This is a genomic window from Chryseobacterium sp. (assembly GCF_022712095.1).
Lineage (GTDB): Bacteria > Bacteroidota > Bacteroidia > Flavobacteriales > Weeksellaceae > Chryseobacterium.
On the sequence record NZ_JALAHD010000268.1, the window covers coordinates 1 to 7,158 of the forward strand.

Genomic DNA, 7,158 nt, shown 5'->3' on the forward strand with positions numbered 1-7,158 from the left:
ACTTTACTCAAAAACTCATGTGTAATTCCAAGATAAGATGCTACCTGTTGCTGAGTAAGACGTTGTTCTATAGAAGGATATTTAGCAATAAATTCAAGGTACCGTTGATCTGCAGTTGTATGTAAAGTTGAAAAAATTCTTTTTTGTAAAGAGACAGAAGCTTGTTGATTCATTATCCTGAAAAGCTTTTCTACTTTAGGTATGGTATGGTATAAATATTCTTTATCTTTTTTGGAAATCATCAATATTTCACTGTCTTCCAATGCTTGTATGTTTAAAAAGCTAGGAACATTGTTAATTAGGCTATTCACATCAGTGATCCACCAATCTTCTGCTGCGAAATATAAAACCCTTTCCACCCCATCTTCGGTTAACTTATATACTTTGAAACATCCTTTGTTCACAAAACCTTCAAAATGGCAATAATCTCCTTCTTTCAAAATGATTTCTCCTTTTTTTATTTTCTGTGGTCGAAAAGGAGCAATAAAACTTTGAAATTCGTCATTTGAAAGCTCTGTATACTTAGCAATATTATTTTGAAGTAACTGATACACGATATGGAATCTATTTATTATACATAAAAGTAAAGATATCAAAACGATATCTTTACAAAATTATTAATAATCTTAATAATAAATATTTATTTCAACTTATATTATCTACACTTATTTATCTATGAGTTGTTTTGTCATTATTACTTCAGCATATAAATTATTTAATGCTGCCATTCCGGCAAGATAGGATTGATTGATATCTTCAGCTTTAATTATTTTTCCATGTAGCTCTCTATCTCTTGTTGCAACAGCATCTCCGATTACTGTATTACTAAAATTAAAATCCATTGCTGCTCTTACTGTAGAGTCTACACAAACATCTGTCATCATTCCGGTAATTATAAGTTTTTTAATTCCTTTTGATTTAAGGTATTCCAATAAATCTGTTTCTCTGAAACTATTGGGATAATATTTGGTAATTACTTTTTCGCCTTCTTTTGGTGAGACAAGAGTATTAATCTCTGCACCCAGAGTATCAATCATAAAAAAAGAAGCATTAGGCGTTGGATCAATATGTTGAATATGAATAACAGGTAATTGGTGACTGCGGAAATACGTAAGAATCTGTTGTATATTCTCGCCTGCTTTTTCTGCATTTACCAATTCCATTTTTCCTTTCGGAAAGTAATCATTTTGTACATCAATAATTAATAATGCGGTATTGTTCATATATTTAAATTGTTAAAATTAATAAGAATTATAGCCTCAGTAAGTTAATCCTGTTTCGAGTTAATATTTAATTCAGGGTTGTACACTCTTTAATACTACACTTCATATGTTTAATCGATTATGGCAACAAAATTAGAAACAATTCTTGTGTCAGACATTGAACTAGTTCAAAAAATGCAAATAATTTTAAATCCGGAGTCATCATTTTTTTGAGTCTTAAATGTTTAAGAAGAATTACATGTTTTTTTGATATCAAACCGGAATCGAAACCTCTTTTCAGAAAAAAAAGATTCATTTAGTGTCGAAAAAACATTAAATTTGCCCTCATTGAGATTATGGACAAAAAGACACAAAAACAACAACCGGGATCGCCTGACAAGGGCAAAATTTTATCAAAGCCACGTATATTTTTCGGGCTTACTTTTGTACTTTTAGCGTTTGTTCTTGCCTTTTCATTTATTTCTTATCTAATGAATTGGAAAGCCGACCAGAGTCAGGCAGGAACCATGACCGATAAAACAATTAAATCTTCCAATATTTTTGGTAAAGTCGGAGATTGGCTGGGAAATATTTTTATTTTTGAAAGTATAGGAATTGCTTCTTTCATCATTGCCTTTTTATTTTTGGTGATGGGAACCCTTATTTTAAAGAAGAAAATTTTCAAACCATGGAAAACAATTGGCCATTCTTTGTTTTTCATCTGCTGGCTTCCAATATTCTTCGGTGCTATTACAAAAGGACAGGGAGTTTTAGGAGGAGTTTATGGTTATCAGATCATGGACACTTTGAATTCTATGATCGGGAGTGTAGGCCTATGGGTAGTATTGGTAGCAAGCATTGCTTTATATTTCATTCTGGAATTTAATCTAAGACCTAGCTCTATTAAAGAGAAGCTCGATAAAATCAATGAAAACACAGTAGGAAGGGTTAAATCCATGATTCCAAGTTCTGATGAAGAATTTAAAGCAGACGAAGAACTGGAAGAAGAAGTTTCAGATAATCTTCAGAATATCTCTGTAACAGATGTTTCCAATACTCATAAAGAAGAAGAACCTATAAAAGGATTTCCGGAGATTCCTGTCTCTACCAACCTTGAAACAATTGTAACTCCTAATAAAACATCTTTTGAGGAAGAAATTAGTACAGCTCAATCTGTTAATCTGAATCTCAAATCAACAGCGGCGGATCTTCCACTTACAAAACCAGAAAATGCCTTTGATACCAAAACTTCGGTATCTGCTCCAAAAGACGATATTAAATTCAATGTCGAGGTAGCTCCTGTAATAGATATTCTGGATGAATCCGATAAGAAATCCCAGGAACTTGTAGAAAAACATGGGCTTTACGATCATAAACTGGATTTGGCTAATTTTCAAATGCCAACAGTTGATCTTCTGAAAGATTATGGAAGTGAGGAAATATCTATTAATAAAGATGAATTAGAAGAAAATAAAAATAAAATTGTCGGTCTTCTTAAAAACTTCAATGTTGGAATTTCTGAAATAAAAGCGACTATCGGCCCTACAGTTACATTATATGAAATTGTACCGGAAGCAGGAATCAGGGTAGCGGCAATTAAGAAACTACAGGATGATATTGCATTAAATTTATCTGCTTTAGGCATCAGAATTATTGCTCCGATGCCGGGAAAAGGAACGATTGGTATTGAAGTTCCGAGAAAAAATCCTACAATGGTGTCCATGCGTTCTGTAATTGCTTCCCAAAAATTCCAGAACTCGGATATGGATCTACCTGTAGTTTTCGGTAAAACCATTTCCAATGAAATATTCATGGCTGACCTTGCTAAAATGCCCCATTTACTGATGGCAGGAGCAACGGGGCAGGGAAAATCGGTAGGGATCAATGCTATTCTTACTTCCCTACTCTACAAGAAACATCCAAGTGAATTGAAGTTTGTAATGGTTGACCCTAAAAAGGTAGAACTTTCCTTATACTCAAAAATTGAAAGACATTATTTGGCAAAGCTGCCTGATGCAGAAGAAGCGATCATTACCGACACCAATAAAGTAATCAATACATTGAACTCATTATGTATTGAAATGGATACCAGATATGATCTCCTTAAAAATGCATTCTGTAAGAATTTAAAGGAATACAATAAAAAATTTACCGAACGAAAGCTTAATCCTGAAAACGGACACCGGTTTTTACCTTATATTGTATTAGTTGTCGATGAGTTCGCTGACCTAATTATGACTGCCGGAAAAGAAGTGGAATTACCTATCGCAAGACTTGCCCAGTTAGCAAGAGCTGTGGGGATCCACCTTATCGTAGCGACTCAAAGGCCATCAGTGAATGTTATTACCGGTATGATCAAAGCTAACTTCCCTGCAAGAGCTGCATTCAGAGTGATATCCAGTGTAGACTCAAGAACGATCCTGGATTCACCGGGAGCAGATCAGCTGATTGGTAAAGGGGATATGCTTTATTTCAACGGAAATGAAATTTTAAGACTTCAATGTGCTTTCGTAGATACGCCGGAAGTAGAAAGAATCGCAGAATATATCGGAGAGCAGAAAGGATATTCTTCCGCCTTTTTACTTCCTGAATATGTTTCTGAAGAATCCACAAGCTCAGCAGGTACTTTTGATCCTAACGAGAAAGATGCTTTATTTGAAGAAGCAGCAAGAATCATTGTATCCACTCAGCAGGGATCGACTTCTATGCTTCAGAGACAGCTTAAATTAGGATATAACAGAGCGGGAAGAATTATGGACCAGCTCGAAGCCAGTGGTATTGTAGGTGGCTTTAACGGGGCTAAAGCCAGAGAAGTACTGATCAGTGATCTTCATTCTTTGGAACAGTTTTTGGAAGATCTGCGTAAATAAAAGCTAAACAGAATATTTAACCTTTGTGGTTATCATATGTCTAATACATTATAATAGTTAAAAATGAAGAATATTATTTCAAAAGTTATATTGGGAAGTTTTGTCGTAACGGCTGCAGGATTTGCAAATGCACAAAAGATAGATGCTAAAGCACAAAAGATATTAGATGATGTAACAGCAAATTATAACGCAAAGAAAAACACCTATTTCAAATTTTCTTTTGGAAGTGGTATTAATGGTGCGGTAACAAAGACTGAGCCGGGAATTTATTATTCCGCGGGAGATAAATACAAATTGAAAATTATGGATACCGAACAGATCTTTGACGGCAACAAAATCTATAATATCAATACAGAGGATATGGAGGTTACAATTGCCAAACCAAACGGAAGCAGTGTAATGTTCTCACCTATCAATTATCTTTCAACTTATAGAAATGATTATAATGTAACTTATAATGGTAAAAAAGTCGTTAACGGTGTAAGTGCTGATTTTATAAAACTCACACCTATAAAAGCTAACGGATTAAAATTTGTATATCTTTTTGTAGACTCTGCTAAAAAGCAGATGATTAAACTGGAACAGTATGGAAATAACAGGGATATTGCAGTAATTGCTATTAAAGAATACAAAGAAAACCAGAACCTGGATCCGAATATGTTTGTTTTTGATAAGAATAAATATAAGAATTACATCATTACAGAATTGTAATTCTAAAAAAGTAATAATATTTAAAAGTCACAAAGTTATTTTGTGGCTTTTTATTTAATTTTGGCGAATGTTTAAAATATTAGATCGGTATATTATAAAAACCTTTTTCGGACCGTTTTTCTTTATATTCAGTGTACTGTTTTTTATATTTATAGTGAATATCATCTGGGTTCAGCTGGGACAGTTTATGGGAAAGGGATTAAGCTATTGGCAGATACTTAAGCTTCTTTTTTACCTTGGAGTAAGTGTTGTGAGTATGGTTTTGCCGTTGACAATACTTTTAGCCAGTATCATGTCCTTTGGTGAATTTGGAGAGCGATATGAACTTGCTGCAATGAAAGCTGCCGGAATTTCCCTGACACGGGTCATGAAGCCTTTGTTAGGAGTTACCATTATTTTATCCATATTACTTTATTTATTTTCCAATAACATTATTCCTGATTTCCAGAGAAAGGCTAAAAATATGCTTTTCAATATTGCTCAGACCAAACCTGCCCTCAACTTTACACCAGGTCAGTTTATCGACCAGATTCCGGGATATATGGTTAAGTTTGACAAAATTTATGGTGAAAACGGAGAAAATATTGAAGGGGTTTTTGTTCATAAAAAAGCAAGTCCTTACGATAACCAACAGTCTATCGTGGCCGAGAAAGGCAAATTCGTTCCGGCTGCCAACAAAAATTTCCTAAAGCTTGTTCTATATAATGGATATGTTTTTGAAGACAATCATGCGGGAAAAGGAGAAAAGATAAGATTAAAACAACCTGATCAAGCTATTAAATTTGATACACTGGTTTCCCATTTTGACATCAGTGACATTATTAATAAAGCCATCGAAGATGAGCAGATAACGGATGATTACCGTTTCCAGACTTATAGAGAATTGAATACAACAATTGCTAAAACAAAAGAAGAAAATAAAAAGTTCTATACTAACGTAACGAGTGATATCCTTAGCCAAACCAATTCAGTGGTGAGCTATATGGATAAAACCAATAAGCCTAAAGCAGCTCCTAAGGCTCAGCTTAAACTGGATAGTGTAAAAAGTGATAAAAAACTGGAAATCATTTATAATGCCTATAACAGATTGGATAATCTGAAATCCTCACTGGATGCAAAAAATAAAGATATATCACCGAATGTAAAATACTTTAGTAAAGTTGTAATTTATCAACAGAGAATCATATCTTATTCTGTCACCTGTATTATTTTCTTTATGATTGGATCCAGCCTGGGATCTATTATCAGAAAAGGAGGAATGGGACTTCCGGTTATTATTGCGATTGTTATTTTCATCATCTTCTATATCATTAATGTAGGAATAGAGAATGTCGCCTGGGGTGGAAATATGAATCCATATCTGGCAGCATGGGTTCCTAATATGATCTTTTTCCCTTTAGGTGTCTGGATGACTTATAAAGCGCTTACCGATTCTCAGCTATTTGATGCAGAAAAATATAAAGCCTTCTTTAAACCAATTATCCAAAAGTTCTCCAAAAATAAAGAACATCAACGATATCAATAAGCAAAAAGCTCTGAAAATTTCAGAGCTTTTTGTTGTTTTATAAATCATTATTTTTCATTTATAAGATTTGTTCTGTTAAGAAACCCTTCAATAAAAAAGCAGATTCATTTTGAATCTGCTTTCTGTATGTTTAAAATCTGAAAATTATACTTTCATAATTTCAGCTTCTTTTGTTTTAAGATGATCATCACAAGCTTTTACATATTTATCTGTAAGACCTTGTATTTCTTCTTCTACTCCTTTAACAACATCTTCAGAAACACCCTCCAGTCTTTTCAGTTCTTTTAAACCATCCTGTCTTGCATTTCTTACTGTTATTTTAGATTGTTCTGTTTCTACCTTAGCTTGTTTTGCCAAATCTCTTCTTCTCTCCTCTGTTAATGGCGGTACATTTAAAATAATGTTATCCCCGTTATTTGAAGGAGCAAAACCTAAATTGGAATTAATAATCGCTTTTTCTATAGCGTTAATAGCTGTTTTATCCCAGGGTTGAATAGAAATTGTCATGGCATCCGGTACAGAAATATTAGCTACCTGTGTAATAGGAGTAGGGGCACCATAATATTCTACCATTACATCCTGAACCATATTTGTAGAAGCACGTCCTGCTCTGATTTTTTGAAATGCATGGTCCAAATGCTTAATAGCAGCATCCATATCCTGTTTTACAGATTCTAATATAAGATCTAATTCTTCCATTATATATTTAAAATTTGATAGGTTACACATTCAATAACATATATTGAAAATAAGTTATTTAAGATTTTACAATGAGGTATTTATTGTTAGTCTATTATTATTCTTTTACTATTTAGTGATGCAAAAATAATGATTGTTTTCGAATTAAAGC

General features: G+C 33.4%; 6 protein-coding genes. 3 read left to right on the forward strand and 3 right to left on the reverse strand.

Translation table 11 applies throughout. The features are described 5' to 3' along the window. Both Q0A18_RS13720 and Q0A18_RS13725 read right to left on the reverse strand, forming a co-directional pair. On the reverse strand, positions 1 to 554 hold a 554-nt coding region (locus tag Q0A18_RS13720; protein WP_292010721.1), incomplete at its 3' end, for a Crp/Fnr family transcriptional regulator. A 111-nt stretch (positions 555 to 665) separates the two neighbouring features. Beyond that, a complete protein-coding gene (locus Q0A18_RS13725) occupies positions 666 to 1,223 on the reverse strand; it encodes a cysteine hydrolase family protein (protein ID WP_292010722.1) in 558 nt (185 codons plus the stop codon). Between the two features lie 335 nt (positions 1,224 to 1,558). Here Q0A18_RS13725 and Q0A18_RS13730 point away from each other — a divergent pair, with 335 nt between their 5' ends. The 3 genes from Q0A18_RS13730 (at position 1,559) to Q0A18_RS13740 (ending at position 6,308) form a co-directional block, all read left to right on the forward strand. Continuing rightward, positions 1,559 to 4,072: a DNA translocase FtsK gene (locus tag Q0A18_RS13730; protein ID WP_292010723.1), complete on the forward strand. Its 2,514-nt coding sequence runs from the start codon at positions 1,559 to 1,561 to the stop codon at positions 4,070 to 4,072. Between the two features lie 63 nt (positions 4,073 to 4,135). Then, a complete protein-coding gene (locus tag Q0A18_RS13735) occupies positions 4,136 to 4,783 on the forward strand; it encodes an outer membrane lipoprotein carrier protein LolA (RefSeq protein WP_292010724.1) in 648 nt (215 codons plus the stop codon). Between the two features lie 67 nt (positions 4,784 to 4,850). Next, positions 4,851 to 6,308, forward strand: coding sequence for an LptF/LptG family permease (locus Q0A18_RS13740; RefSeq protein ID WP_292010725.1), 1,458 nt, complete (start codon positions 4,851 to 4,853; stop codon positions 6,306 to 6,308). Positions 6,309 to 6,452: 144 nt separating this feature from the next. Here Q0A18_RS13740 and frr read toward each other — a convergent pair whose 3' ends face one another. Next, positions 6,453 to 7,007, reverse strand: a complete 555-nt coding sequence (frr, locus tag Q0A18_RS13745) for a ribosome recycling factor (RefSeq protein WP_292010726.1) — start codon at positions 7,005 to 7,007, stop codon at positions 6,453 to 6,455. Between the last annotated feature and the right edge of the window lie 151 nt (positions 7,008 to 7,158).